This is a genomic window from Allobosea eneae (genome assembly GCF_042657265.1).
Taxonomy (GTDB): Bacteria; Pseudomonadota; Alphaproteobacteria; order Rhizobiales; family Beijerinckiaceae; genus Allobosea; species Allobosea eneae.
Genome location: NZ_JBHSLW010000005.1, coordinates 291,618 through 316,935, shown reverse-complemented (window position 1 = coordinate 316,935; position 25,318 = coordinate 291,618). Strand labels below are relative to the sequence as shown.

General features: G+C 65.6%; 24 protein-coding genes and 2 tRNA genes. 17 read left to right on the top strand and 9 right to left on the bottom strand.

Annotated elements, in window-relative coordinates:
* Positions 1-113: 113 nt before the first annotated feature.
* The 5 genes from ACFPOB_RS02870 to ACFPOB_RS02850 all read left to right on the top strand — a co-directional run bounded on the left by ACFPOB_RS02870 (position 114) and on the right by ACFPOB_RS02850 (position 1,892).
* A complete protein-coding gene (locus tag ACFPOB_RS02870) occupies positions 114-602 on the top strand; it encodes a DUF192 domain-containing protein (RefSeq protein ID WP_377795756.1) in 489 nt (162 codons plus the stop codon).
* Positions 603-1,060: 458 nt separating this feature from the next.
* A complete protein-coding gene (locus tag ACFPOB_RS02865) occupies positions 1,061-1,237 on the top strand; it encodes a hypothetical protein (protein ID WP_377795753.1) in 177 nt (58 codons plus the stop codon).
* Positions 1,238-1,359: 122 nt separating this feature from the next.
* Positions 1,360-1,436, top strand: a tRNA-Pro gene (locus tag ACFPOB_RS02860).
* Positions 1,437-1,467: 31 nt separating this feature from the next.
* Positions 1,468-1,773, top strand: a complete 306-nt coding sequence (locus ACFPOB_RS02855) for an ETC complex I subunit (RefSeq protein WP_092161815.1) — start codon at positions 1,468-1,470, stop codon at positions 1,771-1,773.
* A gap of 42 nt (positions 1,774-1,815) precedes the next feature.
* Positions 1,816-1,892, top strand: a tRNA-Arg gene (locus ACFPOB_RS02850).
* A 7-nt stretch (positions 1,893-1,899) separates the two neighbouring features.
* Here ACFPOB_RS02850 and ACFPOB_RS02845 read toward each other — a convergent pair.
* A complete protein-coding gene (locus tag ACFPOB_RS02845) occupies positions 1,900-2,067 on the bottom strand; it encodes a hypothetical protein (RefSeq protein ID WP_377795752.1) in 168 nt (55 codons plus the stop codon).
* A gap of 303 nt (positions 2,068-2,370) precedes the next feature.
* Here ACFPOB_RS02845 and ACFPOB_RS02840 point away from each other — a divergent pair, with 303 nt between their 5' ends.
* Genes ACFPOB_RS02840 through ACFPOB_RS02830 form a run of 3 tightly spaced genes read left to right on the top strand, consistent with a single transcriptional unit; the run spans position 2,371 to position 5,223 of the window.
* Positions 2,371-4,059: an ArnT family glycosyltransferase gene (locus ACFPOB_RS02840; RefSeq protein ID WP_377795750.1), complete on the top strand. Its 1,689-nt coding sequence runs from the start codon at positions 2,371-2,373 to the stop codon at positions 4,057-4,059.
* 46 nt (positions 4,060-4,105) lie between these two features.
* Complete coding sequence (locus ACFPOB_RS02835) at positions 4,106-4,879, top strand: glycosyltransferase family 2 protein (protein WP_377795749.1); 774 nt, start codon at positions 4,106-4,108, stop codon at positions 4,877-4,879.
* A complete protein-coding gene (locus ACFPOB_RS02830; RefSeq protein ID WP_092161808.1) occupies positions 4,879-5,223 on the top strand; it encodes a lipid-A-disaccharide synthase N-terminal domain-containing protein in 345 nt (114 codons plus the stop codon). The genes ACFPOB_RS02835 and ACFPOB_RS02830 overlap by 1 nt, the downstream gene beginning before the upstream one ends.
* 5 nt (positions 5,224-5,228) lie before the next feature.
* Here ACFPOB_RS02830 and ACFPOB_RS02825 read toward each other — a convergent pair whose 3' ends face one another.
* Together ACFPOB_RS02825 and metC are read right to left on the bottom strand one after the other, a co-directional pair.
* Positions 5,229-5,936: a transporter substrate-binding domain-containing protein gene (locus tag ACFPOB_RS02825; RefSeq protein ID WP_377795747.1), complete on the bottom strand. Its 708-nt coding sequence runs from the start codon at positions 5,934-5,936 to the stop codon at positions 5,229-5,231.
* A gap of 11 nt (positions 5,937-5,947) precedes the next feature.
* A complete protein-coding gene (gene metC, locus ACFPOB_RS02820; RefSeq protein ID WP_377795745.1) occupies positions 5,948-7,138 on the bottom strand; it encodes a cystathionine beta-lyase in 1,191 nt (396 codons plus the stop codon).
* A gap of 263 nt (positions 7,139-7,401) precedes the next feature.
* Here metC and ACFPOB_RS02815 point away from each other — a divergent pair, with 263 nt between their 5' ends.
* From ACFPOB_RS02815 to ACFPOB_RS02785, 7 genes are all read left to right on the top strand, one after another.
* Entirely contained in the window at positions 7,402-8,427 is a 1,026-nt protein-coding gene (locus ACFPOB_RS02815; protein WP_377795744.1) for an amino acid ABC transporter substrate-binding protein, read from the top strand.
* Between the two features lie 147 nt (positions 8,428-8,574).
* Positions 8,575-9,594 (top strand): amino acid ABC transporter substrate-binding protein, encoded by a 1,020-nt coding sequence (locus ACFPOB_RS02810; protein WP_377795743.1) that lies wholly within the window; start codon positions 8,575-8,577, stop codon positions 9,592-9,594.
* A 145-nt stretch (positions 9,595-9,739) separates the two neighbouring features.
* Positions 9,740-10,762, top strand: a complete 1,023-nt coding sequence (locus tag ACFPOB_RS02805) for an amino acid ABC transporter substrate-binding protein (protein ID WP_377795741.1) — start codon at positions 9,740-9,742, stop codon at positions 10,760-10,762.
* A 145-nt stretch (positions 10,763-10,907) separates the two neighbouring features.
* On the top strand, positions 10,908-12,098 hold the full coding sequence (locus ACFPOB_RS02800; RefSeq protein ID WP_377795739.1) for an amino acid ABC transporter permease: 1,191 nt from the start codon (positions 10,908-10,910) through the stop codon (positions 12,096-12,098).
* Between the two features lie 10 nt (positions 12,099-12,108).
* Positions 12,109-13,488: an amino acid ABC transporter permease gene (locus ACFPOB_RS02795; RefSeq protein ID WP_377795737.1), complete on the top strand. Its 1,380-nt coding sequence runs from the start codon at positions 12,109-12,111 to the stop codon at positions 13,486-13,488.
* Between the two features lie 18 nt (positions 13,489-13,506).
* Positions 13,507-14,295 carry an amino acid ABC transporter ATP-binding protein gene (locus tag ACFPOB_RS02790; protein WP_377796046.1) on the top strand — a complete coding sequence of 263 codons (789 nt, stop codon included), beginning with the start codon at positions 13,507-13,509 and terminating at the stop codon, positions 14,293-14,295.
* A gap of 138 nt (positions 14,296-14,433) precedes the next feature.
* Positions 14,434-14,715, top strand: a complete 282-nt coding sequence (locus ACFPOB_RS02785; RefSeq protein ID WP_175506957.1) for a hypothetical protein — start codon at positions 14,434-14,436, stop codon at positions 14,713-14,715.
* A 79-nt stretch (positions 14,716-14,794) separates the two neighbouring features.
* Here the strand turns inward: ACFPOB_RS02785 and ACFPOB_RS02780 are convergent, their stop codons facing one another.
* Together ACFPOB_RS02780 and ACFPOB_RS02775 are read right to left on the bottom strand one after the other, a co-directional pair.
* Positions 14,795-15,958 (bottom strand): glycerophosphodiester phosphodiesterase, encoded by a 1,164-nt coding sequence (locus ACFPOB_RS02780; RefSeq protein WP_377010322.1) that lies wholly within the window; start codon positions 15,956-15,958, stop codon positions 14,795-14,797.
* A gap of 182 nt (positions 15,959-16,140) precedes the next feature.
* Positions 16,141-16,278, bottom strand: a complete 138-nt coding sequence (locus ACFPOB_RS02775; RefSeq protein ID WP_171019471.1) for a hypothetical protein — start codon at positions 16,276-16,278, stop codon at positions 16,141-16,143.
* Between the two features lie 153 nt (positions 16,279-16,431).
* On the opposite strand from ACFPOB_RS02775, the gene ACFPOB_RS02770 reads away from it, so the two are divergent.
* Both ACFPOB_RS02770 and guaA read left to right on the top strand, forming a co-directional pair.
* Positions 16,432-17,730, top strand: coding sequence for an RsmB/NOP family class I SAM-dependent RNA methyltransferase (locus ACFPOB_RS02770; protein ID WP_377795736.1), 1,299 nt, complete (start codon positions 16,432-16,434; stop codon positions 17,728-17,730).
* Between the two features lie 51 nt (positions 17,731-17,781).
* Positions 17,782-19,359, top strand: coding sequence for a glutamine-hydrolyzing GMP synthase (gene guaA / locus ACFPOB_RS02765; RefSeq protein ID WP_377795734.1), 1,578 nt, complete (start codon positions 17,782-17,784; stop codon positions 19,357-19,359).
* A 464-nt stretch (positions 19,360-19,823) separates the two neighbouring features.
* Here guaA and ACFPOB_RS02760 read toward each other — a convergent pair whose 3' ends face one another.
* The 4 genes from ACFPOB_RS02760 to ACFPOB_RS02745 form a co-directional block, all read right to left on the bottom strand.
* A complete protein-coding gene (locus tag ACFPOB_RS02760; RefSeq protein ID WP_377795733.1) occupies positions 19,824-21,896 on the bottom strand; it encodes a nitric oxide reductase activation protein NorD in 2,073 nt (690 codons plus the stop codon).
* Between the two features lie 145 nt (positions 21,897-22,041).
* Entirely contained in the window at positions 22,042-22,842 is an 801-nt protein-coding gene (locus ACFPOB_RS02755) for a CbbQ/NirQ/NorQ/GpvN family protein (protein WP_377795732.1), read from the bottom strand.
* A gap of 59 nt (positions 22,843-22,901) precedes the next feature.
* Positions 22,902-23,921 carry an alpha/beta fold hydrolase gene (locus tag ACFPOB_RS02750; RefSeq protein WP_377795729.1) on the bottom strand — a complete coding sequence of 340 codons (1,020 nt, stop codon included), beginning with the start codon at positions 23,919-23,921 and terminating at the stop codon, positions 22,902-22,904.
* 44 nt (positions 23,922-23,965) lie between these two features.
* Positions 23,966-25,297, bottom strand: coding sequence for a purine-cytosine permease family protein (locus ACFPOB_RS02745; protein ID WP_377795728.1), 1,332 nt, complete (start codon positions 25,295-25,297; stop codon positions 23,966-23,968).
* Positions 25,298-25,318: the final 21 nt, after the last annotated feature.

Here is a 25,318-nt window from a genome sequence, read left to right as displayed (position 1 = left end):
GGATCGGCGAAAAGCTTGACGACGGGGCGCAGCTTCGTGCCATTGGCCCCAGAACCGCCACGAGGCCGCGGCAAGGCTGTGGCGGGATGGCCTGTCGGGCGCGAGGCGCGATGATGTCTTTTGTGGAACGTTTGCTGCGAGGCGTCTTCGCCGCCATGCTGGTCGTCGTCGCCTTCGCCATGCTGCCAAATTCCGCCGACGCGCAGAGCCCCCCCGCCGCTGCCGGGCTGGAGCCGCTCACCATCGTCACGGCCTCCGGCCGCCACGCCTTCCAGGTCGAGGTCATGCGGACGCCTGACCAGCGCGCGCGCGGGCTGATGCACCGTCAGTTCATGCCGGCCGATCGCGGCATGCTGTTCGACTTCAAGCAGGTCGAGCCGGTCGCGATGTGGATGCAGAACACCTACATCTCGCTCGACATGCTGTTCATCCGCGCCGACGGCACGGTCGCGCGGATCGCCGAGCGGGCCGAGCCGCTCTCGACCCGCACCATCCCCTCCGGCGAGCCGGTGCTCTCGGTTCTCGAGGTCAATGCCGGCATCGCCGAGAAGCTCGGCATCAAGCCGGGCGACAAGGTCGAGCATCCGCTGTTCAAACGCTGAGAGCTTTTGGGCCGGATTGCCGGCTCAGCCCCGCTCTCTCGAAACGCCGCCAGAGCAAGCGAGCAGCGCCGCCAGGGCCTCGCGATGCTGCGCGCGCTTCGCGCCGGTTCAGATAGGGGACGACGACGCTAGCGATCGCCTGGCCCTTGCGGTCGAGGATCGGCGCGCTGATGTCGGTCACGCCGACGACGTCGTGGCTGTCGGCGATCAGGAAGCCCGCCGCCGCGATGGCCTTCAGAGCAGAGTCCGAATCGGCCCCATCCCGGAAGGCGAGGATGACCTGGCCGGAGGTCGAGGCGGAAGCGGCCGGCGATAGCCCAGCCTAAGCGCGAAATTGATGTCGCCCGGGCCGGCGACAGCGCCGATCACCACGGTTTCAGCCTTGGCCCCGAACATGGCCGCTTCCACACCTCCGGCTATGGGCTGGCGCCGGATTCCCGCCGAACTGGAGCGAGCCGATGCACATGATCGGAGGCAGCCGCTGCACGCTGCGGGCCGGCATCGCCGTCGGCATCGAGCCGCCGGTTGTCCTGCACGAGGAGCGGCTCGGCGCAAGCATCATCGACATTGTGCTCGTCAGCCGCAACGGCTGTAAATCGCGATGGCGAAGCTCACGTGATCTCATCGTCGTCTAGGCACTGCGGCAGCGCGAGCTGTTCCCATCCCGCCAGTTCGATGCTATGGCGTAGCGCGTTGCTTCGCCTCATTGAGGCGCGGTGACGGTTCGGCGAGTGATTCCATGCACTTGCAGAATATTCGGGGTATAGCGCAGCCCGGTAGCGCATCTGCTTTGGGAGCAGAGGGTCCCAGGTTCGAATCCTGGTGCCCCGACCATTTTGGGCTTTGCCGGAAGGCGAGGGGGAGCATGACGGCACGGATCTATTCGCCGGCCCGCAACGCGATGCAGTCCGGCACGGCCAAGACCGGCCGCTGGCTGCTCGAATACGAGCCGGAGCGGCCGCGCGAGATCGAGCCGCTCATGGGCTGGACCTCGTCGGGCGACATGAAGAGTCAGCTTCGGCTCTGGTTCGACACCGCCGAGGAAGCTGTCGCCTATGCGACGCGCAATGGCATCGCCTATCGGCTGGAACAGCCACACGCGCCCAAGCGCCGCGGCATGGCTTATGCCGACAATTTCAAGTTCAACCGCGTCGGCCAGTGGACGCATTGAAGTTCAAGTGAACGGCGGATACCAAGCCCGCCGTTTCCTTCAGGGCCCGTAGCTCAGCTGGATAGAGCAGCAGCCTTCTAAGCTGCTGGTCGCAGGTTCGAATCCTGCCGGGCTCGCCACTTTGCCTCACTCCTGCGCTTCGTCGCGGCGCAGCTCGAAAGCGAGCATCGCTTCAGCTAGAGCCTCCAGCTCGCGGTCCTTGTCCTTGCTGTCAGGGGTGGCATTGAGCTCGGCCAAGCGCTGCTGGGCCCGCTCGTAATCTTCGTCGGTATGAACGGCGATCGGCATCTTCATCGTGTCCTGCCTTTCCAAGTACTGGTCCGTCGCTGTCCTACGCCGACACGCGACCCACACAGGCAACCTTTGTCGAGGATGTCGGGTTCCAAGCGTCCCGCTGCCATCATTGAGACGCAAACAGGTCTCAACTGCCCGGACAGGCCCGCTTTTGAGCCATGCCGGCGTCGTCTGGGATCGCATCTGCATGCTTGCCGCGAGCGGTCCGACGCCGTAAACGCCGCGGCGGTCCACCCGATCGCCTGCCCACCAGCCGAGCCCGCAAAGCGCGGGCTCGGCAAGGTTCGGCCACAAGGAGTGTCGATGTTCTCGCTCGGCTCCGGTCTCGACCGGCTCGCAAGCTTCGCGTCCGCGAGCCACCGGCGCGCCTGCCTGTTGCTGGTCCTGCTGTCGCTCGCCGCCTTCCTGCCGGGCTTCGCCAGCCTGCAGCCCTTCGACCGCGACGAGCCGCGCTTCGCCCAGGCCAGCAAGCAGATGCTGGAGACGCGCGATTTCGTCGACATCCGCTTTCAGGACGAGGCCAGGCACAAGAAGCCGGTCGGCATCTATTGGCTGCAGGCTGCGAGCGTTGCTGCCGGCGAGGCGCTTGGCGTGCCACAGGCCCGGACCACGATGTGGCTCTACCGGCTGCCCTCGCTCCTCGGCGCGATCGCGACCGTGCTTTTGACCTATTGGGCACTGCTCGCCTTCGTCGGCGCGCGCCTGGCCTTGCTCGGCGGAGCCCTGATGGCTGCGGCCGTGCTGCTCGGTGTCGAGGCCCGCTTCGCCAAGACCGACGCCATGCTCGCCGCCTGCGCAGTCGCCACCATGGGCGCGCTCGCCCGAGCCTGGCTCGACTGGACGCGCTCGCTCGCCTTCGTGCCGAGCCGTCACAACTGGCTGGTGTTCTGGTCGGCGACCGCGCTCGGCCTGCTGCTCAAGGGCCCGATCGTGCCGATGGTCTGGGGCCTGGCGGTGCTCGTGCTCAGCCTTCGCGAGCGTTCGCTGCGCTGGTTCGTTTCGCTGCGTCCCGGGCCCGGCCTGTTGCTCTGCCTGATCGTCGTGCTGCCCTGGTTCGTCGCCATCGCGGTCAAGACCGGCGGCGACTTCTTCGCCGAAAGCGTCGGCAAGGACATGCTCGCCAAGGTCGGCGAGGGCCAGGAGAAGCATTGGGGCCCACCCGGCCTCTATCTCCTGCTGTTCTTCGGCACCTACTGGCCCTCGGCTGCGCTCGCCTCGATGGCGATCCCCTTCGCCTGGGTGAAGCGGCGCGAGCCGCAGATCCTGTTCCTGCTCGCCTGGATCGTGCCGTCCTGGCTCGTCTTCGAGGCGGTGCCGACCAAGCTGCCGCATTATGTGCTGCCGCTCTATCCGGCGATCACAGCATTGCTGCTGCTCGCCCTGGTCAATGGCGGCATCAACCGCTTCCGCCGCGGCTCGACCCTGACGGCCCTTCTCGTCGTGCTGGTGCCGGCGGCGCTGGTCGGCGTGCTGCTCGTCGGCACCTGGACGCTTGACAGGACCTTGCCCTGGCTGGCTCTGCCGGTCCTGGCGCTGGCGCTGATCGTGGCCTTCCGCGGCTTCCCGGCTTTCCGCGAGGGCGCCTTCGAGGGGGCGCTCTGGCGCGGCGTGGTCGCGAGCCTGCTGCTCAGCGCCGGCGTCTTCGGCCTCGCTTCGCCCAGCCTGCGCGGTCTCAAGCTGTCGCCGCGGCTGGCGGAAGCGGTGCAGGCGGTGAGCTGTCCGAGCCCGCAGGTCATGACCGTCGGCTATCGCGAGCCGAGCCTGGTCTTCCTGGTCGGCACGAACCTGCGCATGGGGGTCGACGGCGGCGCGGCGGCGAGCTTCCTGCGCGAGCCCGGCTGCCGCGTTGCACTGGTCGAAGGTCGCTTCCTCGACGGCTTCCGGCAGGGGCTCGCCGCCTCGGGCGTGGCGCCGCGGCTGCTGACCACCATCTCCGGCTTCAATCTCAATGGTGGCAAGCGCATCGAGATGAGCGTCTATGTCCGCGAGTGATCGGCGCTTGCCCCGTCGCGGCGCTTGACGCAGTTTGCGCGCCGCAATGCAGAAAGACTTGGAATCCGTGACCGACCCCGTGCCTCCCGCCGGCCAGCTCCGCATCAGCATCGTCGTGCCGGTGCGCAATGAAGAGGGCAACATCGCCCCGCTCGTCCGCGACATCGAGAATGCCTGCACCGACCTCGGCGCCTTCGAGCTGATCTATGTCGACGACGGCTCCAGCGACGGCACCGCCGCCGCGCTCGCCGGCCTCTCCGCGACGCGGCCCTGGCTGCGGGTCGTCCGCCATGCCCAGTCCTGCGGCCAGTCTGCGGCGGTGCGCAGCGGGGTCAGGGCGGCGACAGCCCCAATCGTCGCGACCCTCGACGGCGATGGCCAGAACGATCCCGCCTTCATCCCGGCGATGCTGGCGCAGCTAGAAGCCGCCGGGCCGTCCGCCGGCCTGGTCCAGGGCCAGCGCTTCGGCCGCAAGGATACCGGCTTCAAGCGCATGCAGTCGCGCATCGCCAACAAGGTGCGGGGCGCGATCCTTCGGGACGCCACGCGCGACACCGGCTGCGGCTTGAAATGCTTCCGGCGCGAGACCTATCTGGCGCTGCCCTATTTCGACGCGCTGCACCGCTTCATGCCGGCGCTCGTCGTGCGCGAGGGGTACGACGTGCTGCATCACGACGTGCGCGACCGCCAGCGCCTGACCGGCGTCTCCAATTACGGCTTCTTCGATCGGCTCTGGGTCGGGATTCTCGACCTCGCCGGCGTCTGGTGGCTGATCCGGCGCCGTAAGCGCGTGCCGCAGATCGTGACGGAGGCGCGCTGATGCTCGTCGACCTGCAGAACATGATCGGGGACTATTTCCACGACGTCTTCGTCAACAATGTCGATTGGTGGGTCCTGCTCGGCGTGGTCGCGCAGGGCCTCTTCACCATGCGCTTCGTGGTGCAGTGGCTCGCCAGCGAGAAGGCGCAGCGCTCCGTCGTGCCGATGACCTTCTGGTGGTTCTCGATCGGCGGCGGCGCGCTGCTCTTCGTCTATGCGCTCTACCGCCGCGACCCGGTCTTCATCCTCGGCCAGGGCTTTGGCCTGTTCGTCTACCTGCGCAACCTGCAATTCGTCCTGCGAGCCAAGGCCCGCGGCGAGGACACGAATTCCGGGCCGGGCTGAGGCCGTCAGTATTCTCCAGAGGGGAAGCCGTGGCGCGCCATCATGGCGCGGTGCCAGTCCGTGCCAATCAGGCCGTCGAGCGCCGTGTTGAAGCGCTCCCGCAGAGCAGCGTGCTGCTTGCCGAAGGCGAAGGCCCCGGCAGCCGGCACGCTCTCGCTCGCGGGCACATTCACGATCGCCAGCGCCGGATCAGGCTCGCGGGCGAGATAGCCGCGATGCGCCATGGCGACGCTGGCATAGGCGTCGGCGCGGCCATCGGCGACCGCAGTGACGGCGTCCTCCTGCGTCGCAACGCTGAGGATACAATCCAGAGCGATGCCGGCTGCGATTCCGGCCTGTTCCTGCACCTGGCCGCCGACGATCACGAGTCGCGCGCCGGTCTCGGCGACGGCGCGATAGCCGGTCAGTCGCCCGCGATCGGCGGCTCGCACCAGCAGCCCGTCCGTCAGCGCCCAGACCGGCCGGCTGAAATCGACCAGCCTTTGTCGTTCGGCCGTGACGAAGAGCGGGGTGGTGATCGTCCAGCGCCCATGGGCGAGGCCGGGCAGCAATTCGGCGAAACTCGTCAGCTGCTGCTCGAACTGCGTGATGCCGAGCGCCTGCAAGGCCGCGGTGACCAGCTCGACATCGCAGCCCTGCGCGGCGCCGTCGGCTCCCGGCCAGCAGAAGGGCGGCTCGTCCAGATAGGCAAAGACGACCGGTGTGTCCGGCATCGCGGCGAGATTCAGCTTGCTGCCCTCAGCCGCGCAAAACCCGCATCGAGGTCCTCCTTCAGGTCTTCGAGATCCTCGAGTCCGATATGGAAGCGGATCGTCGGTCCCTTGAAGCCGGGCTTGGTCGCGGTGCGATAGCGCTTGCAGTCGAAGGGCAGCACCAGGCTCTCGTAGCCGCCCCAGGATGCGCCCATGCCGAATAGGGCGAGCCCGTCGAGCATGGCTGCGACCGCCGTCATCGAGACGGGCTCGAGTTCGATCGAGAACAGCGAGCAGGCACCGGTGAAGTCGCGCTTCCAGAGGGCATGGCCGGGATCCGTGGGAAGCGCCGGATGGATCACGCGCGCGACCTCCGGCCGTTCCGCCAGCCAGTTCGCCATCTCCAGCCCCGCCGGTTGCTGCTCCTTGAGCCTGACCGCGAGCGTGCGGATGCCGCGCAGCGTGAGATAGGCGTCCTCGGCGGCGATGATGACGCCGAGCGCGTCCCAGGTCAGCTTGAGCTGGGCGTAGAGTTCCGGCGTGCGGGCCGACACCGTGCCGATCAATACGTCGGAATGGCCGGCATAATATTTCGTCCCGGCCTGGACCGAGACGTCGACGCCGAATGCGTGTGCGTCGAAGAAGAGCGGCGTTGCCCAGGTGTTGTCCATCATCACCATGATATCGCGCGCATGGGCCGCGGTGACGATCGCCGGAATGTCCTGGACCTCCAGGGTCTGAGAACCTGGGGACTCGGTCCAGACCGCCCTGGTGTTCGGCTTGAACAGCTCGGCGATGCCTTCGCCGATCAGCGGGTCGTAATAGGTGACCTCGACCCCGTAGCGCGGCAGCATCCGCTCGCAGAAATTGCGCATCGGGTGGTAGACGCTGTCGGTCACGAGAAAGTGGTCGCCGGACCTCAGGAAGGCGAGGGTGGGCAAGGTGCAGGCGAGCAGGCCGGACGAGCAGGCGAGCACGCCGGCGCCGCCCTCCATGGTGTTGACCGCGGCGAGCAGCGCGTCGATCGTCGGGCTGCCCGAGGTGCCGTAGCTGTAACGCGCCTTGCGGACGAGGAAATCCTCGGTGTTCGGGTAGATGACGGTCGAGCCGCGCACGATCGGCGGATTGACGAAGCCGTAGCTGTCGGATGGGTCGCGGCCGGCAAGAGCAAGGCGGGTTTTTTCGCGCAGGCGCGCGAATTCGGGCTTGGACAGCTTTTTCATGGGCCGGAGCCTGAGCGCTGGATGGGAGATGGGTTGTGGCCGCACTTGACCACCTCCGGAAAGTCGCATGTGATGCCGATGGTGAAAAGGGCAGATATACTAGGCGCTCTGCTTGACGGTCATACGCGGCTCTGGCAATCGGCCTGCGCCGCACTTCGACTAAGGTTTAGGCATCGAACGGGATGAAAAGTCGCGACGATGCGGGGGGATCGGCACGTTCCGGCCGGCAGGCGCCGGCGGGGCCATTCATGGGAGACATTACGATGAAGAAATTCATGGCAGCCGCGGTCGCCGGGCTCGGCCTTGCGCTGGCGGCGGCGAGCGCGCAGGCGCAGGCGCCGCAGACTCTGGCGCAGGTCAAGAGCCGCGGCATTCTGAACTGCGGTTCCAACACCGGTCTCGCCGGCTTCGGCGTGCCGGACGGGCAAGGCAATTGGACCGGTCTCGACGTCGATTTCTGCCGTGCCATCGCGGCGACGATCTTCAACGACCCGACCAAGGTGAAGTTCATCCCGCTTTCGGCCAAGGACCGTTTCACGGCCCTGCAGTCGGGCGAGGTCGACGTGCTCGTCCGCAACTCGACCTGGACGATGTCGCGCGACACCGCGCTCGGCCTGCAGTTCACCGGCGTAAACTACTATGACGGCCAGGGCTTCATGATCCGCAAGAAGCTCGGCGTGAACTCGGCGCTGCAGCTCAACGGCGCCTCGGTCTGCACCCAGCAGGGCACCACGACCGAGCTCAACCTCGCCGACTTCTTCCGCGCTAATAACCTGAAATACGAAGTCGTCGCCTTCGCGAGCGCCGACGAGACGGTCAAGGCCTATGATTCTGGCCGTTGCGACGCCTTCACCACCGACGCCTCGGGCCTCTACGCCGAGCGTCTGAAGCTGACCGCGCCGGACGATCACATGGTCCTGCCCGAGATCATCTCGAAGGAGCCGCTCGGTCCGTCCACCCGCAACAATGACAGCCAGTGGTTCGGCCTGGTGAAGTGGGTCCACTACGCCATGATCAACGCCGAGGAACTCGGCGTGACCAAGGCGAACGTCGACGAGATGCTGAAGTCGAGCAACCCCGAGATCAAGCGCCTGCTCGGCACCGAGGGCAAGTTCGGCGAGAGCATCGGCCTGACCGCCGATTGGGCTTACCGGATCATCAAGCATGTCGGCAATTACGGCGAGAGCTTCGAGAAGAACGTCGGTCAGGGCTCGCTGCTGAAGATCGCCCGTGGCCAGAACGCGCTCTGGACCAAGGGCGGACTGCAATACGCGCCGCCGGTTCGCTGAGTGATCCATGCGGGGCGGGCACTTCCGGTGCCCGCCCCGATTCTTTCCAAGGCTCCAGGAAAGCAGTGGGTTGCCGGACCGGCGCGGTCCGGAATGCGGCACTGACAGAGAACGGGACGAACCCGTTCCGCCGGACAGGGGACAGGCATGATCAGGATCATCAGCGCGGCGCTGTTCGTCGTCGCGGCGCTGCTCGGCTCCGCGAGTGCGCAGGCGCAGCAGACTCTGGCTCAGATCAAGAGCCGCGGCGTCCTGAACTGCGGCTCGAATACCGGCCTGATCGGCTTCGGTGCGCCCGATCCGCAGGGCAACTGGAGCGGGCTCGACGTCGAATATTGCCGGGCCATCGCCGCGACGATCTTCAACGATCCAGCCAAGGTCAAGTTCATTCCGCTCTCCGCCAATGATCGCTTCAAGGCGCTCCTGGCCGGCGACGTCGACGTGCTGGTGCGCAACTCGACCTGGACGATCTCGAACGACACGCCGCCCGGCCTGCTCTTCACCAATGTCAACTATTATGACGGCCAAGGCCTCATGGTGCGCCGCAAGCTCGGCGTCATGTCGGCGATGCAGCTGGCCGGCGCATCGATCTGCGTCCAGCGGGGCACCACGACCGAGCTCAACGTCGTCGACTATTTCAAGATCAACAATCTCAGGCACAGCATCGTCGCCTTCGACACCGGCCCCGAGACGCTCAAGGCCTATGATGCCGGGCGCTGCGACGCGTTCACGACGGACGCTTCGTCGCTCTATTCCGAGCGCCTCAAGCTGACGACGCCGGACGACCACATGGTTCTCGTCGAGATCATCTCCAAGGAGCCGCTCGGCCCGCTGACCCGGGACAACGACTCGCAATGGTTCAAGATCGTGCGCTGGGTCCATTTCGCCATGCTGAACGCCGAGGAACTCGGCGTCACAAAGGCGAATGTCGACCAGATGCGAGGCTCGACCAATCCCGAGATCAGGCGTCTGCTCGGGATCGACGGCAAGTTCGGCGAGGGCCTCGGCCTGACCGCCGACTGGGCCTACCGGATCGTCAAGCATGTCGGCAATTACGGCGAGAGCTTCGAGCGCACCGTCGGCAGCCGCTCGGTGCTGAGGATGTCGCGCGGCCAGAACGCGCTCTGGACCAAGGGGGGATTGCAGTACGCGCCGCCGATCCGGTGATTGTTCGAGGGGGTCCGTTTCGGGGTTCAAGCCGTTCGGTTGGACGAAGTGAAAAGGAGATGATGGCCGGCATGGGCTGGCCTGGGGCTTGCTAGCTAATCGAGAGCGGGAAAACCCGTTCCGTGAAACAGGGGACAGAACAATAATGAAACAGATCTTTGGCGCGGCGCTCATCGCCGTTTCCGCCGCCATATGCGCGAGCGGAGCACTCGCCCAGTCGGCTACTCTGGCGCAGGTCAAGAATCGCGGCATCCTGCACTGCGGCTCGGGAACCGGTCTCGCCGGTTTCGGTATCCCCGATCAGCAGGGCAATTGGACTGGCATGGACGTGGACGTCTGCCGCGCCGTCGCCTCTGCCATCTTCAACGATCCGGCCAAGGTCAAGTTCATCCCGCTCTCGGCCAAGGACCGCTTCACCTCGCTGCAGTCGGGTGAGGTGGATCTGCTGTCGCGCACCACGACCTGGACGCTCTCGCGCGACACCGCGCTCGGCCTGAACTTCGCCGGCGTCAACTACTATGACGGCCAGGGCTTCATGGTTCGCAAGAAGCTCGGCATCGATTCCGTGCTGAAGCTCGCCGGTGCCTCGATCTGCACCCAGCAGGGCACGACGACCGAACTCAACCTCGCGGACTATTTCCGCAGCAACAAGATCAAGTACGAGGTTGTCGCCTTCGCCTCCAACCAGGAGACGGTCAAGGCTTATGAGTCCGGCCGCTGTGACGCCTTCACCACCGACGCCTCGGGCCTTTATGCAGAGCGTCTGACGCTCTCGAATCCGGAGGAGCACATGGTGTTGCCGGAGATCATCTCGAAGGAGCCGCTCGGTCCGGTCGTGCGCCATGGCGACGATGTCTGGCTCGATATCGTCAAATGGTCGCTCTTCGCCATGGTGAATGCCGAGGAGCTGGGCATCACCAAGGCGAATGCCGACGAAATGCTCAAATCCGACAACCCGGAGATTAAGCGTTTCGTCGGGACCGAAGGCAAGTTCGGCGAGCCGATGGGCCTGACGAATGATTGGGCCTATCGGATCGTCAAGCACGTCGGAAATTACGGCGAGAGCTTCGAGCGCAATGTCGGCGCGGGCTCGCTGCTCAAGATCGCGCGGGGCCAGAACGCGCTCTGGAGCAAAGGCGGGCTGCAATACGCGCCGCCGATCCGCTGAGAACCACCGATGCGCGGCTCTCGCCGCGCATCGCTCATTGAAGCTGTCTTGTTCCAGCGAACCGGATAACAATACCGGCCGGCAGTGATCCGCTCAGGGTCGCCGCCGGACCCTCGGTCGCCAACATTTGAGAAGGGCGTCAGACGTGTCGACTACTTCCGCCGAGATCAAACCGGGCAAAGCCTCGTTTTTCTACGACCCCAAGATCAGGGGTTATGTCTATCAGTTCGCCCTGCTCGCCGTGGTCGGCTTCCTGATCTGGTCCGCCGCTTCGAACGCGATCGAGAATCTCCGGGCCCAGAAGATCGCCTCAGGCTTTGGCTTCTGGAACAACGCGGCCGGCTTCGACGTCAACCAGAAGCTGATCCCCTTCAGCGCATCGGGCAGCACCTATGGCCAGGCCTTCTGGGTCGGCCTGCTCAACACGCTGCTCGTCGCCTCGATCGGCATCGTGCTCTCAACCTTCCTCGGTTTCTTCGTCGGCGTCGCCAGATTGTCGAGCAACTGGATCGTCTCCAAGCTCGCGATGATCTATGTCGAGGTCATCCGCAACCTGCCGCTGCTGCTGCAGCTGTTTTTCTGGTACAATGCGGTGCTGAAGCCGCTGCCTAATCCGCGACAGTCGATCGAGCTGCCGGCCGGCGCGCTGCTCAACAATCGCGGCCTCTACATCCCCGATCCGCAACTCGGGCCGGGCGGCAGCCTGATCATCTGGGCCTTCCTGATCGGCCTGGTCGCGACCTTCCTCTTCCGGTCCTGGGCCCGCAAACAGCAGGCCGCGACCGGCAAGCAGTATCCGACCGGCTGGGTTGGCCTCGGCCTGATCGTCGTTTTGCCAGTGCTGGTCTATTTAATCACCGGCCGGCCGATCACTTTCGTCTATCCCGAGCTCGCCGGCTTCAACCTGCGTGGCGGCATCCAGATCTTCCCCGAGTTCGTTGCGCTGCTGGTCGGTCTCACGACCTATACCGCCGGCTTCATCGCCGAAGTAGTCCGCGCCGGCATCCTCGCCGTCTCGAAGGGGCAGACCGAGGCCGCCAATGCACTCGGCCTGAGGGCCGGACCAACGCTGAAGCTCGTGGTCATTCCACAGGCGATGCGCGTGATCATACCGCCTTTGACCTCGAACTATCTCAACCTGACCAAGAACTCCTCGCTCGCAGTGGCGATCGGCTATCCCGATCTCGTCCAGGTCTTCACCGGCACGGTGCTGAACCAGACAGGGCAGGCGGTCGAGGTCGTCGCCATCACCATGGCGGTCTATCTGACCATCTCGCTGGTGACCTCTCTGTTCATGAACATCTACAACAAGCGCATGGCGCTGGTGGAACGGTGAGGGCGCCCCTATGACCGACGCAACCACCGAAATGGCTCCCTACGCCTTCGTCCGCAATGAGACGCTGGAGCAGCAACCAGCGCCGCTCTCCGTCGCCGGCCCGCTCGCCTGGATCAGGCAGCACCTGCTCTCCAGCCCGCTCAACATCGCGCTGACGCTGCTTTGCCTCTATCTCGTCATCGACGCGGTTCCGGGGCTGATCCGCTTCTACTTCCTCGATGCGGTCTGGTCCGGCACCAATCGCGACGCCTGCCTTGCCGACAAGGTCGGCCGGCCGGTCGGCGCCTGCTGGGCCTATATCGCCGACCGCTTCCAGTACTTCATCTACGGCTCCTACCCGATCAACCAGCGCTGGCGCGTGAACATCGTCTTCGTGATGTTCGCGCTCGGCGTGGCCTGGCTGCTCTGGACGAGTGCGCCCAAGAAGAAGCTCGGCATCTTCTTCTTCTTCGTGCTGATGCCGATCTCGGCCTATGTGCTGCTGCTCGGCGGTCCCGGCGCGGAAAATTTCCTGCGCACCTGCATGATTGTCACCCTGGCGCTCGCCGCGCTCTACGTCATCCTGTCCTTCGTGCCGCAGATCGTCCGCTTCTACATCGGCGACGCCGCTCTGGCGGTGGTCGAGCAGCTGCCGATCTGGAAGCGCTTCTTCGGACCGAAGCAACTCGTGCTGTTCGCGCTCGTCATCTTGGGCTTCCTGAGTGTGCTGGCGAGCAGTCCCGGCTTGCCCAGGGTCGACACCGGCCTCTGGGGCGGCATGACCGTGACCTTCCTGATCGCGGCGGTCGGCATCGTCTTCTCGTTGCCGCTCGGCGTCGTGTTGGCGCTCGGCCGGCGCTCGAAGCTGCCGATCATCCAGCTGCTCTCGGTGATCTTCATCGAGTTCGTCCGCGGCGTGCCGCTGATCACCGTGCTGTTCATGGCCAACACCATGCTGCCGCTGTTCGTGCCGCAGGAATATTCGCCGGACCGGCTGCTGCGGCCGCTGGTCGGCGTCGCGCTCTTTGCCGCCGCCTATATGGCAGAGGTGGTGCGCGGCGGCCTGCAGGCCATGCCCAAGGGCCAGTACGAGGGCGCGATGTCGCTCGGCCTCGGCTATTGGAGCATGATGCGGCTGATCATCCTGCCGCAGGCGCTGCGGATCGTGATCCCGGGCATCGTCAATACCTTCATCGGGCTGTTCAAGGATACGACGCTGGTCACCATCGTTGGTATCTTCGACTTCCTGCGCACCATCGAGGCGACCCTGGTCGACCCGACCTGGGCGACGCCGACCACCCGCGCGACGGGCTATGCATTCGCTGCTGTTTTCTATTTCCTGTGTTGCTGGGGCATGTCTCGCTACTCGATCGCGGTCGAGAAGCGGCTCGCCGCCGGCCAGAAGCGTTGAGGGGATCAAATCATGGCTATGGCAGAAACCACCAGCTCGCGCCCGTCCGCGCTGAAGCCGACCGCGCTCAACACCGCGACGGCGGTCGAGATGATCGGCGTCAACAAGTGGTATGGCGAGTTCCACGTGCTGCGCGACATCAACCTGAAGGTGTCGCGCGGCGAAAAGCTCGTGATCTGCGGCCCGTCGGGCTCCGGCAAGTCGACGATGATCCGCTGCATCAACCGGCTGGAAGAGCACCAGAAGGGCCAGATCATCGTCGACGGCACCGAGCTGACCAACGACCTCAAGAAGATCGACGAGATCCGCCGCGACGTCGGCATGGTCTTCCAGCACTTCAACCTGTTCCCGCATCTGACGATCCTCGAGAACCTGACGCTGGCGCCGATCTGGGTTCGCAAGATGCCCAAGAAGGACGCCGAGGAGATCGCGATGCACTATCTCAAGCGCGTCAAGATCCCGGAGCAGGCGGGCAAGTATCCGGGCCAGCTCTCGGGCGGCCAGCAGCAGCGCGTGGCGATTGCCCGCTCGCTGTGCATGAGCCCGAAGATCATGCTGTTCGACGAGCCGACCTCGGCGCTCGACCCCGAAATGGTCAAGGAGGTGCTCGACACCATGGTCTCGCTCGCCGACGAAGGCATGACCATGCTCTGCGTCACCCACGAGATGGGCTTCGCCCGCCAGGTCGCCGACCGGGTGATCTTCATGGACGCCGGCCAGATCGTCGAGATGAACGAGCCCAACGAGTTCTTCAAGAACCCGCAGCACGAGCGTACCAAGCTCTTCCTCAGCCAGATCCTGCACTGATCCGGCAGCTCGGTTCCTCCTGCGACGGCGCCCCTTGCGGGCGCCGTTCTCGTTGGCGGGCTGAATTTCGCGGCGGTATCGGCAGGGAACCTTTGCCGGCCCTTATCGTTGCTTGTCCCGACAATGGAGGAAAAGCCGATGAAACTGCTTGCTTCGACTCTTGTGGCCGGTCTGCTGCTCGGCAGTGCCGGGGCCTATGCCCAGTCGATCAATATCGGTCCCGGCGGCGTTTCGGTCGACCCGCGCTCGCCGCGTGAGCGCGCTGTCGATCGGGAAATCCGGCGCGAGGAGCGCTGGCGCGAGCGTGACCGCTGGGAGCGTCGCAGGGCGTATCGCGCCGAGCGTGATTGCCGCACCGTGACGCAGGTCCGCGAGACCCCGCGCGGAGAGGTGCGTCGCACCACACGCGTCTGCGACTGACCGTGAGTTGCGTTCAGTTAAGTCGCGCATGTGAGACCGCCGCACCCAGTCGGTGCGGCGGTCTTGTTTCGTCTGGCGGTTACTTGGCGTTCCGCGCCTTCACGGCCTGATCGGGGAAGTCGGAGAACAGCCCGTCGATGCCGAGCGCCAGAAACGCCTTGTACTCGGCCACCGGGTCGTTCTTGAAGTCCGAGGCGAGGCGCTTGGGCTCGCTGCGGAAGGTCCAGGTGTGGACGAAGAGGCCGACCGCATGGGCGTTCTTCACGACGTCGGTCGGCGGCAGCAGCACGCGGTCGCGCTCGTCGATGGCGCCGTCGCCATTGAGGTCGCGTGGCTTGCCATCGTCGCCGAGCACCTGCTTGGCCGGCATCAGATAGGGCTTCCATGGGCCGACGCCGTCGGCATAGGTCTTGATCTCCTTCAGCCCCTCGGCGGTGACGAGGTCCTTGAAGCTGCGCTTGTCGCCGGTAACGACGAAGTCGTAGGGCTTGTCGAACGGCGCGGCGAGCACGATGCCGCCATCCTTGTCGACATCGTCGGCGTCGACGAGCTGGATCAGGCGCAGCTGCGTCTTGCCGCGCAGATATTTGAGGTTCGCGGTCTCGAAGCTCTGGATAAAGACAGGCGAGGTCTTTTCGGTCCAGCCGGCGGCCTTGAGCTGATCGAGCAGCTTGTCCTCGATCGCCAGGCCCAGGGCCGAGTGGAAGGTCGAGTGCTTGATCTCGGGATAGATGCCGATCGTACGGCCGGTGCGGCTGCTTTCGGCCTTGGCGAGATCGATGACCTGCTGCAGCGTCGGGATCTCGTATTTGCCGTTATGCGACTGGTCGCGGTCGGCGAAGGCCTGCTTGGCCCGCAGCGTCTTGAGCTCGGCGAGGGTGAAGTCTGAGGCGAACCAGTCGGTGGTGTCCACGCCGTCGACCTTGCGGGTGGTCTTGCGCGCGGCGAATTCCGGCCGGGTCGAGACATCGGTGGTGCCCGACAGCATCGGCTCGTGGCGAACCACGAGATGACCATCCTTGGTCGAGACCAGATCCGGCTCGATGAAGTCGACGCCGTGCTCGATCGCGAGCTTGTAGGCTTCGAGCGTGTGCTCGGGCAGGTAGCCACTGGCGCCGCGATGCGCGACGATCAGCGCGGGCTTCCCGTCCAGCGTCGGCACCGGACTCTGCGCTAGGGCCGGCGCGGCCAGTGCGAGGGCAAGGGTCGCCAGCATGGTCGCCGGCTGCAACAGGGGCTTCATCTCGTCCGATCCTCGTTTCCTGCGGAAGGCGGCGAAACTGCTCGGCGGATATGACAGGCCGTTGAAGGGCGTCGTGCTCCTGCGTGGCGCTGCGACGGGGCGGTTATGAACGCCACGAAGGAGACTATCGGAGATTGGCGAGGCGCCCGATGCCTTATGGCTGCGAGCGCCTTCCGGAAATCTCAGCGGCGGCCTTCCAGGGTGGTCTTAGCGTCGAGCCGCTTGGCCGGCGGCGGCGTGGTGTCGACCGGCTGGGTGGCGCAGGCGGCGAGCGACAGGCAGAACAGGCCGGCGAGCGCGAGGCGGGAGAGGGCGGTCATTGCAGGGATCCCAAGCGGTTGGCGTTGCGGAAGGAGTTGTATCGTCTTGCGCCCTGTGGGACGAGGGCGTCAAGGCTGCTCTCGCGCTTCGGAGTCGTTCCAGATCGCGCCCGCACCGACAGTATTGCAGCGCAGTGACAGGAATCACAGGACATGACGCCAGCCGCCCGGATCAGCGCCGCCATCGAGGTCCTGACGGACCTGATCGAGCGCCGGCGCCCGGCGGCCGATGCGCTGAAGGACTGGGGGCTGTCGCGCCGTTTCGCCGGTTCGAAGGATCGCGCCGCCATCGCTTCGCTGGTCTATGACGCGTTGCGCCGGCGTGCTTCCTCGGCCCATGCGCTCGGCGAGGAGACACCGCGGGCGCTCGTGCTCGGCATGCTGGTCAGCCAGCGCGGGATGGGCGTCGAGGAGATCTCGGAGCTCTTTAACGGGCAAAATCATGCGCCGGCGCCGTTGACCGAGTTCGAGGTCGCGGGGCTCGCCGCCTTCGACCTCAACGCCTCGCCGGGTTGGGCGCGGGCGGATGTGCCTGACTGGCTCTGGCCTTCGTTCATGGCCGGCTTCGGCGATGACGCGGTCTCGGAAGGGCAGGCTCTGGCGGGCAGGGCGCCGGCCGATATCCGCGCCAATCGGCTGAAGACCGATCGCGACAAGCTGCGCGCCGCGCTGGCTCATCTTCAGCCCGAGCCGGGCGCCTGGTCGCCCGACGCGCTGCGCTTCCTGCCCGGACCGGACGGCCGCGGCCCTTCGCTGCAGAGCGAGCCGAGCTTCTTCAATGGCGAGTTCGAGATCCAGGACGAGGGCTCGCAGCTCGTCACCCTGCTCGCTGGTGCAGAGCCCGCCATGTCCGTCGTCGATCTCTGCGCCGGCGCCGGCGGCAAGACGCTGGCGCTCGCCGCTGTGCTCGGCGGCAAGGGCCGCATCTTCGCCACCGACCTCGACAGCCGCCGGCTGGCGCCGCTGCATGACCGGCTCACCCGCTCGGGAGCCAGCAATGTCGAGGTCCGCGTGCCCAAGAGTCGCGGCCATGATGCGCTCGCCGATCTCGCCGGCACCATCGACCTCGTGCTCGTCGATGCGCCCTGTACCGGTTCCGGCACCTGGCGGCGCAACCCGGATGCGAAATGGCGGGTGCGGCCGGGCGCCTTGGCAGAGCGCGTCAAGGACCAGGCGCAGGTGCTGGGCCGTGCTGCCAGCCTGGTCAAGCCCGGCGGGCGCATCGCCTACATCACCTGCTCGATGCTGCCCGAAGAGAATGACGGCGCGGTCGAGGCCTTCCTGGCGCGGCATGCCGGCTTCGAGCCGGTCGCGACGCGCTCGCTGCTCGATACCGGGGAGGTCGATTTCGGCCTGCTCGCCCGTTTCGCCACCCGCTTCGGCCTGCAGCTCTCGCCGCGCCGGACCGGGACGGATGGGTTTTACCTCAGCTGTCTTAGGGCGCCGGCCTGATCCGCTCTCAGCGCCGTTGCGCGCTTGCCCGCGATGGCGTAACCGGGCGCGATGAGCGCCCAGCCCCAGAACCCCGCCCTTCACGACTCCATCCTGATCATCGACTTCGGCAGTCAGGTGACGCAGCTGATCGCGCGCCGGATCCGCGAGATCGGGGTCTATTGCGAGATCGCCCCGTTCCAGTCGGCCTCCGAGGCGTTCCAGCGGCTGAAGCCGAAGGGGGTGATCTTCTCCGGCGGCCCGGCCTCGGTGCCCGACGGCAACTCGCCGCGCGCACCGCAGGAGGTGTTCTCCGCGGGGCTGCCGCTGCTCGGCATCTGCTATGGCCAGCAGACCATGGCCCATCAGCTCGGCGGCAAGGTCGAGGGTGGCCATGCCGCCGAATTCGGCCGCGCCGATGTCGAGATCGTCACCCCCTCGGCCCTGTTCGCGGGCGTCTGGGAGCAGGGCGGGCGCTATCCGGTCTGGATGAGCCATGGCGACCGGGTCACACAGCTGCCGGCCGGCTTCAGCGTCAAGGCGACCTCGGAGAACGCCCCCTATGCGGTGGCGAGCGACGAGCAAAGGCGCTTCTACTCGACCATGTTCCACCCCGAGGTGGTCCATACGCCCGATGGCGCCAAGCTGCTGCGCAACTTCGTCGTCGACATCTGCGGTTGCAAACCCGACTGGAGCATGTCGGCCTATCGCGCCGAGATGATCAAGAAGATCCGGGACCAGGTCGGCACGGGCCGGGTGATCTGCGGGCTCTCTGGCGGCGTCGATTCGGCCGTCGCGGCCGTGCTGATCCACGAGGCGATCGGCGACCAGCTCACCTGCGTCTTCGTCGACCATGGCCTGATGCGGATGAACGAGGCCGATGAGGTCGTACGTCTCTTCAGGGACCACTATAACATCCCGCTGGTCCATGTTGAGGCTGAGGAGCTTTTCCTGGCCGAGCTCGCCAAATGCGGTGCCGATCCGGAGGCCAAGCGCAAGACGATCGGCCGGCTCTTCATCGATGTCTTCGATGCCGAGGCGGCCAAACTGGGCGGCGCCGATTTCCTCGCCCAGGGCACGCTCTATCCCGACGTGATCGAGAGCGTCTCGTTCAGCGGCGGTCCCTCGGTGACGATCAAGAGCCACCACAATGTCGGCGGCCTGCCCGAGCGCATGAAGATGAAGCTCGTCGAGCCGCTGCGCGAGCTCTTCAAGGACGAGGTCCGCGTGCTTGGCCGCGAGCTCGGCCTGCCCGAAGCCTTCGTCGGCCGCCATCCGTTCCCGGGGCCGGGCCTCGCCATACGCTGCCCCGGCGAGATCACCAAGGAGAAGCTCGACATCCTGCGCAAGGCGGATGCGATCTATCTCGAGGAGATCCGCAAGGCCGGCCTCTACGACGTTATCTGGCAGGCTTTCGCCGTGCTGCTGCCGGTGCGCACCGTCGGCGTGATGGGCGACTATCGTACCTACGACCATGTCTGCGCCTTGCGCGCCGTGACCTCGGTCGATGGCATGACCGCCGACTTCTACCCCTACGACATGGCCTTCCTCGGCCGCACCGCGACCCGCATCATCAACGAGGTCAAGGGCATCAACAGGGTGGTCTACGACGTAACCAGCAAGCCCCCCGGCACGATTGAGTGGGAATAACGGATACAAGCGGCAGCAATAGCGTAGGTTCTGCGGGCTGTTTGCCCTTCGCTGATCAGTACGCGCCAGTCGCCGCTTGCCCTTTTTTGTTCCTTCCAAACCGTTTGGCCGATCCGAACCGCGGGGTGCGGGCGTTATAAAGTGCCTTCATCCATGCATAGGGCTGGAGCTCATGGTGTGCAAAGCGGCGGGTCGGCTTTGCGCCATCGCGGCTGTTCTGCGCAGGCGGCGTTTCCCTAGGGCGCCCCTAACGGACTCCAAGAAGATCCACTCTTGGACAACCCGGCTAAACTATGATCGACGTGTCGACGCTTTGCTTTCAGCTTCCAGCGAAATCCAGCTTCAGATGGTTGTCTGACGATACAGCTTGGAAACGACGACCGCGACGCTCGCTGCACCAGCGTCGATCCCAAAGTGAGCGCTCGCTCCAGACGTACAGCTTCGGCGACCTATCGCCCATGATCTCAGTGTAGCGCCAGCCGGAGCAGCAAGCCCGGCAGTTTTTCGGGCAAGGTCTCGATCGACTTCAACTGAACGCAATTTTGGCACCTGAAAATGTGGGTTGCATAGGATTCGGCGTCCGAATCGAGGATGATGGAGAACACATCGATCCCGTCATTGCGTAATTGGTGGACGGCCGCGCGCGCATCCTCGACAAGATAGCGGCGGTCATCAACGTCAATGTCGTGCGGCTCGCCATCGGTGATGATCAGAAGAAGCCGGCGGTAGTTCGGCTGCCGTTTCAGATCCTTGCCGGCATGTCGAATAACCGCTCCGAGCCGCGTGGAGTGGCGGCTTTGCAAGCCCGCCAGCCGGCCCTCTGCCGCCGTATCATAGCGGCCCGCGAAATCCTTGATCCGCTGATAGCCGATATCATCGCGGGTGTTGGAGGAGAATGCCGCAAGGGCGAAATGATCGCCCAGCTCCGTCATCGCCCGCGCCAGCAGGGCCACGGAAAGGCGTTCAGTCTCCAGCACCGTTTCGCCGCGACTGCTGATGCGCTCTCCGGTGGATGCGGAGCTATCGATGAGCACGAGAGTGGCGAGATCGCGATGGCGGCGCTCATAGCGCCCATAGAGACGATCCTCCGGCACCTGGCCTAAGCGCCGCGCGATCACCGCCTCGATCGCCGCGTCCATGTCCAGGAATTCGCCTTCGGCCTGCCGGCGAATCCGCTGCTGGCGGCTGACCTTGGAAGACCTGATGATGGCGGTCAGGCGATTGACGAGATCCCCGCGTTGCTCGATGGCGCGATGCAGCGCGGCAGGCGATGCCATGGGAACAGCCGGTTCGCGGACTGTGCACCAGTCGGGCCGCTCGCGCCCGGTCACATAGTCGAACTCCGGATAACGCGCGATGACGACATCCTTGCCCGCCTCGACCATGGTTGCGCGGCCGCTCGGATCGCTGGAAAGGGTGTCGGGCTCGGGACAGCCGTCATCGCCGTCGCGTTGCTCAAGGCGCGCTCCCTCGGCAGGCGCCTGCATCTCATAGGGAACCGCGGGATTATCATCGCCAAAATCCCAGATACCTATGTTGTCGTCGCGATAGGCCGGCTGCACGACATAGCTCTTGGCGTCGAACTGCAGCCGCATCTGGCCGATGTCGTTGCCCAGCAGCCCGCCGATATGGCGGCTGAGCTGCTGGGAGCCGATGTCGGCTGCGGCAGCCTCTTCGAACAGGGCCCGGCCCTTGCTCACCCAGCCATGCGGGTCCTGGTAGGATGGATCGAGCAGGGCCCGCGCCAGCCGCGCCATCAGCGAGATCGCAACCGGTGCACCTTCAGGACGCGCCACATGGAAGCCCCGCCAGAGGGCGAACAATCCCGGCATCTCGCACAGGGCCAACCGCTCGACCCGCGCATCCTCGATCAGAGAAACCAGCGCGAGCTGCAGCGGCTTCAGGCCCGTGGCCGGGAAGTTCGTGCGGGTAAAGCGGTGATGCGCGCCGATATGGGCCAGCGTCGCGCGATGGAGCTGTTTCTGATCGCTGGGCGGGAAACCGGCATAGGATGGCGGCAGACGGACGCCGCCCCCGCCGAAGCCGGCGCGGCGGCGCATCGCTTCGGGCGCATCGCCCGGCGTTTCGACGATCGATGGCGAGATGGCCCAAAGCGCGCGGAGATAGGGCTTCAGCCCGGGCAGCAAGCCTGGCAACGAAGCGGAGGCATGCTGCCGTTCGAGCAGTTGGCGCGCTTCCGGGCTCTGCAACGAAAAAAACGCCATTTGGCGAGCGTCGTCGCGGCCGAGATCGAGCCCCATGCGCACAAAGACCGCAAGACCGACGAAGCCGAGTCTATCGAGAGCCGGCGAGCCGTCCTGCAGGAAGGCGCTCAACACCTTAGGCGCGCGCTTGGCGATGTCATCGATCAGCTCGAGCCACGATATGAGCTCGGACGGGTGATGCGCGGCCTCGGCCGCATGCACGGCCGCTTCGCTCAGCAGGCAGGCCGCCCGGCGGCCGGCGCGAATTGCGACAAGCGAGACGGATTCGCCGAGCCGGATCGCCTCGGCCGGCCCCGATATCGCGGCGACCATCGGCCCGGCGCTGCGATAGGCACTGGCCACGAGGTCGCCATAGCCGGCCTGGTCGATGCGCGCGTGGGCCGCGCGCCAGCGCCCCTGCCATTCGGCCGGAAATTCTAGGACCGCCTCCTGCCGACTCTCGGTCGTCGTCATGGCATCAGACACAGGCCGCGATGGCACCCGTCAACGCATCGCGCAGATCGTCGTCATCGGTGATCGGTATCACGAGCGCGACCTGGCAGGCCTCCGCGATCGGGACGCCAGCGGCGACGAGCAAGGCGGCGTTGACGAGCATCCTTGTCGAGGCGCCTTCTTCGAGCCCGCGGCCCTTGAGGTTGCGCGAACGCGCGCCGATGCGCACCAGCGCCTCGGCGGTGCGTTTGTCGGCGCCGGCCTCCCGCATCACGATCTCGGCCTCGCCCGCCGCTTCGGGATAGTCGAAAGGAATGGCTGCGAAGCGCTGCTTGGTCGATTCCTTCAGGTCCTTGAGAACGCTCTGGTAGCCCGGGTTGTAGGAAATCACGACCTGGAAGTCGGGGTGGGCCTTCACCACCTCGTTCTTCTTCTCCAGCGGCAGGATGCGCCGGTCGTCCGTGAGCGAGTGGATGACCACGGTGGTGTCCTGCCGGGCCTCGACGATCTCGTCGAGATAGCAGATCGCGCCCTGGCGCACCGCCAAGGTCAGCGGCCCGTCGTGCCAGACCGTACCCTCGGCATCGAGCAGATAGCGCCCGACGAGGTCCGAGGCGGTCATGTCCTCATGGCACGACACGGTGATCAGCGGCCGGCCCAGGCGCCAGGCCATGTGCTCGACGAAGCGAGTCTTGCCGCAGCCGGTCGGCCCTTTCAGCATCACCGGCATCCGGCTGCGATAGGCGGCCTCGAACAGCCCCACTTCTCCTCCGACCGAGCGGTAGAAAGGTTCCTTGGCGATGCGGTAGGCGTCCAGGTTCGTCACGTCGTCAGGCCCTTGATGGTCGCGCGGCGGCTGTCACAGGCGCCGCCGCGCGCGCTGCGTCAGGATGCGAGGAGTTCCTTGAGCTGGTCGTCGAGGAACTTGATGTCGACCGGGTTGGTGCCCGGCCCGCCGGCGAAATGCCCCCAGATCGAGGGGATCGGGACGAAGCGCGCATTCGGCATGTTGTCGACCTCGTTGCGGCTGTCTTCCGGCGGGAAATACAGGTCCGTCTGGCCGGGCATGACGTAGGTTTTCGCCCTGATCGCGCCGAGCGCGGCCTTGTAGTCGCCGTTGTAAAGCTCGTTGGCCGAGATATCGCCGTTCTGCCAGGTCCACAGCATGGCCAAGAGATTGTTGGGATCCCGGTCGAGGAAGAAGCCCTCCCAGAAGGCGACCAGAAAGTCCTCGAGCGAGCTGTATCCCAGCGTCCTGATGTCCAGCTCCTCGCGATAGAAGGCCTGCGAAAAGCCCCAGCCGGCATAGACCCGGGCCGCGGCGCGCAGGCCCTTGTGCGGCTTGTCGACATACCAGCCGTCGCGGAAGGCATCGTCCGCGGTCAGCGCCGCCTTCACCCCTTCCAGGAAGACGAAGTTGTGGCGGGAGCATTTCGCCGAGCCGCAGAACGGCGCGAGCAGATCCATCATGTCGGGATAGAGCGCGCCCCAATGGAAGGTCTGCAGCCCGCCCATCGACCAGCCGGTGACGAGCCGCAGATGCTCGATCCCAAAATGCTCGGTCACCAGCCGGTGCTGCGCGCGGACGTTGTCATAGGCCGTCACCTTCGGAAAACGGGCGGCGTTGTAGGGCTCGGGCGTGTTGCTCGGCGACGAGGACAGCCCGTTGCCGAACATGTTGGGTATGATGATGAAGTATTTGTCGGGATCGAGCGCCATGCCGCGCCCGACCAGCCATTCATTGTCGTAGTGTTGGCCGGAATACCAGGTCGGGTAGACGATGGCGTTGTCCTTGGCCGCGTTGAGCGTGCCGAAGGTCTTGTAGGCCAGGCTGGCATTGCGCAGCGTCGCGCCGCGCTGAAGGGCGAAATCACCCAGTTCGAAGATCTCGTAGTCGGTCGTCATCGCGATGGTCTCTCAAGCGGGGGATGTCGATGGAGTCCGGATAGTCAGGCCGGAGCGCGGTCCGCGGCACGTCCAGCCGTCGCATAGGTCAGAACCAGATGGGCGATGGCGGCGACGACGCCGGCGCTGATCGCCGTCGAGAGCTGCGGCGCCTGGAATTCGACGATGAAGCCCACCGCGGCGCCGATCGCCCAGGAGACGAACGGCAGCGTGCGCCATTCCTTCTGCGTGGTTGAGCCGTGCTTCAGCACATAGGCCTCGACGAGCAGGATCATGCCGATCGGTGGCACGATGATCCCGAGCAGCGACAGCCATTGGATGAAGAAGGCCCAGACATTGCCGGCGGCGATGGCGATGCCAACGAGGCCGAGGATGACGGCCATCAGGCGCATCTTCGAGCGCAGGATGCGCGACCAGCCGGTCGCCGCATTATAGAGGCAGTGCGAGCAGACCGAGCCGAGATTGATGTAGAGGAACAGGAAGGCGAGGACGCCGAGCCAGCCGATCTGCAGCTTGTTCATGTAGCCGAACATGTTGTCGGCGCCGAACGGATTGGCGTTCGGCACGGCGAGCGCGGCCGTCATGATGCCGCCGACGAGCATTGCGACGAGGTTCGAGACCGGGAAGGCCGAGAAGGTCGCGATCAGCGAATGGGTGCCGGTCTTCGACCATCTGTTGAAGTCGGCGGTCACGGTGCCGGCGTCGATGAAGAGCGCGATCACGACGGTCAGGCCGACGCCCATCGACATCGTCGCGACGCCGTTGTTGCCGGCATAGGTCCAGATCGCCTCGAAGCTGGTCGTGCCGGCCGAATGCACGACGACGACGAGGCCGAGCACGAAGAACAGCGGCACGGAGACCAGGCCGATCAAATGCAGGCCGCGCACGCCGACGAAGGTGATCCCGATATAGAGCAGCCCCGCGACGATGGTCATCGCGACATAGTTCAGCCCGTAAGTGCTGGCGACGAGTGCGCCGGTGATGCCGGTCTGGACCGCGAACCAGCCGAGCAGCAGCGTCGAAAGCAGGCCGGAGGCGAGCGCATAGCCCTTCGTGCCGAAGACACGCGACGCGATCAGCGCGAAGTTCATGCCGCTGCGGGTCGCCGACAGGCCGAGTGCGCCGACATAGGCGAGCATGATCAGGTTGCCGACGATCATGGCGACGAGCGCACGGGAGAAGCCCATACCCAGAACCAGCAGGGAACCGGTCATGGCGCCGGTGATGATCATCGGGAACCCGGCCCAGACCATCACCATCGAGAATAGACTGCGCCGCGCCGCCATCGGCACCGGCTCGTGCTCGTATTCCTCGCCGAGCACGTGATCGGCATCGGCCGGCGCAGCCGCGCCCGACCCTGCGGAATGTTTGGACACCGCGATACCCCCTTGTTGTTG